General features: G+C 61.1%; 3 protein-coding genes. 1 reads left to right on the top strand and 2 read right to left on the bottom strand.

The window, feature by feature from the left end:
- Window positions 1-120: 120 nt before the first annotated feature.
- On the bottom strand, window positions 121-846 hold the full coding sequence (locus EOC06_RS36715; RefSeq protein ID WP_128310080.1) for a Crp/Fnr family transcriptional regulator: 726 nt from the start codon (window positions 844-846) through the stop codon (window positions 121-123).
- Window positions 847-1,300: 454 nt separating this feature from the next.
- Between EOC06_RS36715 and EOC06_RS36710 the strand changes: the two genes are divergently transcribed.
- Window positions 1,301-1,516 carry a hypothetical protein gene (locus EOC06_RS36710; protein WP_127321045.1) on the top strand — a complete coding sequence of 72 codons (216 nt, stop codon included), beginning with the start codon at window positions 1,301-1,303 and terminating at the stop codon, window positions 1,514-1,516.
- 46 nt (window positions 1,517-1,562) lie between these two features.
- On the opposite strand, the gene EOC06_RS41155 is transcribed toward EOC06_RS36710, so the two are convergent.
- Window positions 1,563-1,760, bottom strand: a 198-nt coding sequence (locus EOC06_RS41155; protein ID WP_206520399.1) for a hypothetical protein, incomplete at its 5' end; no start/stop codon positions are given.

Raw genomic sequence — 1,760 nt, 5'->3', positions numbered from 1 at the left:
GCCAAGGATGGACCGATCGACGGGGATGGGCCGATTGGCCGGGGCGCATTTAAAGGCGGTGCGGCACCGCCCGGCAAAGCGACATCGGGCAAGCCGGATGCCGGCGGCAACCGCTCCTGATCAGGCCGCGCCGATCTCGCCGATCAGCCTTGTATATTCGGCCTCGGCTTCGCCGTAACTGCCATTGGCGAGTTCCAGCAGTCCGGCGCGGTCGCGAATGACGATCTCGCCCCGACGCGAGCGGATCAACGCGCGGCCTTCGAGCAGTTGGAGGGCGACGGTGACGCCTGGCCGCCTGACACCAAGCATGATGGCCAGGAATTCGTGGGTGATGGCGAGATGTTCGCCCGGCACGCGGTCATCGCACATGAGCAGCCATCGCGCCAGCCGTTCCTCGAGCTTCAACCGCGCGTTGACGAGCGCGGTGCAGCCGGCCTGGGTCTGTAGCGCGTTGACGAAGCGCAGCAGGAACATGCGCAAGGTCGCACTTGCCTCCAATGCTGCCTTGAAAGCGCCGGCTTCGATGCGGACCGCTTCGCCTTCGAGTTGGACGTAACAGGCATGCGGCGCACGGTCGTCGCCCATCACCAGGGAACATCCCGTCATGCCTTCGAAGCCGATGAAGCCCACTTCGGCCTCTTGGCCGCTCGTGGTGCTGGCGACCACCGAACCGATGCCCTGTTCGATGAAGTAGACGGCCTCGATCGGAATATTCGGGGTCACAAGCATCATGCGCAGCGGCAAGTCGCAGCGCTGCATGTGCGGCTCGAGCAACGCCAGATCATCCGCGGGCATGCGCCGCAGCAGCTGATTTCGGTATTGATGGTTTTTGGTGAGATCAGACATGGCGTAGCCCAATGCAGGGCAAGAGCCATCCAATCTCCCAGCCGTCCGTGCCCGTAAAAACGTACGGACGATCGCCTATGTATAGGGGCTCTGAACGAAGAAAGATATCAATGCGATATGAAATTCGAAGCACGGCGCCCCCCAACGCCCGTTCGCATATGAAAAGATCGGCCTGAATGTTAGTGTCGGAAACGTACCAAGCGCCACTTGGTACAAAACCGACATATTTCATGAGAGCGCCGGATCACGGTGAGGGTCGATGAAATCCGCCGGCTAATGACAAAGGCGCCATGTCGCGCCGGGCTCGAGAACCGTTCGAAAAGTGGGGCAGAGCGGCGGGAGAATTGTACGATATTTACTGTGATGAAGGCCGATGTTGACTCTTGCTCAGCCCGATTTCATTTTTTGACCCACAGCGTCAAGGAAGTGGTCGCTGCTCCGAAAGGGGCTTCTTATGTCGAGCCTTCATAAGCGCAATCCTGGTTTCCATCCTTCCGATCTGCAACTGTGCCAGCGCGTCTTCGATCGGGTCTGCCTGGAGCGCAAACTCGATCGCATGTCGGGGGAGTCGGACGTGCAGCTTCTGGCGGCCACGGTGTTTTCGCTGTTTCAGAATGGCTGCCGCAATGAAGGCGAGTTGCTTGAGAGTTTCCGGCGGACGCGCCAATGACCAAAGCCAGGATCACGTCCGCGGCACCGGTAGCCGAAAACGAACCTTACGACGCTGCGGTCTTCGCCCGGAAATACGGCATGTCGCGGAAGGCCGCGGAGGTCGTGCTGTCCGCGAACGGACCGTCCAGAACGGCTTGTGACGCTGCCGCCCGCTCTTTTATGGAAGCGGTCGCCCGCAGGGCGAAGAGCAGCCGTGGACACTGAAGCTGCGCCTGGAGCGGCTGCCGTACCGCCCGCCCCGG

The sequence above is a fragment of the Mesorhizobium sp. M7A.F.Ca.MR.362.00.0.0 genome (genome assembly GCF_004023175.1).
Taxonomy (GTDB): Bacteria; Pseudomonadota; Alphaproteobacteria; order Rhizobiales; family Rhizobiaceae; genus Mesorhizobium.
The sequence above is the reverse complement of the archived record's forward strand: the minus strand, read 5'-3'. Positions and strand labels throughout refer to the sequence as shown.

Coding starts and splice junctions, on each gene's coding strand:
- EOC06_RS36715 (WP_128310080.1), bottom strand. CDS start 846: ATGTCTGATCTCACCAAAAACCATCAATACCGAAATCAGCTGCTGCGG.
- EOC06_RS36710 (WP_127321045.1), top strand. CDS start 1,301: ATGTCGAGCCTTCATAAGCGCAATCCTGGTTTCCATCCTTCCGATCTG.